We start from the raw sequence: 273 nt of genomic DNA, 5'->3' as shown, positions 1-273 counted from the left end.
AAATACAGGAATAGACCGCCGCCAATTTCATTGACGTTTCTGGACTAACATAGACGTCTTGACCGAAAATACCGTCTAAATCGGCAGCTTCTGAGGTGATCGGCACCGAGGGGTTTTCTATCGATTCCGAACGGAACATGGCATCAAACAACATTTCGCTTTCTCCAGGCAGTTAATACCGCGCCGATTAGCAGTAATGCGCCTGAATACATGAGTGCATTGGCGACACCAAAGCGCATCCACACGCCAGAGGTCGTCAGGCCAATACCTAAC

General features: G+C 49.1%; 1 pseudogene. It reads right to left on the bottom strand.

Annotated features, from left to right (window positions below):
* Positions 1-154 (bottom strand): annotated as a pseudogene (locus MKR94_RS16580) (phage portal protein); the annotation flags it as partial.
* Positions 155-273: the final 119 nt, after the last annotated feature.

Source organism: Rosenbergiella metrosideri (genome assembly GCF_022602565.1).
GTDB classification, from domain to species: Bacteria; Pseudomonadota; Gammaproteobacteria; order Enterobacterales; family Enterobacteriaceae; genus Rosenbergiella; species Rosenbergiella metrosideri.
Note: the sequence above shows the minus strand (reverse complement) of the source record. Positions and strands in the feature narration are given on the sequence as shown.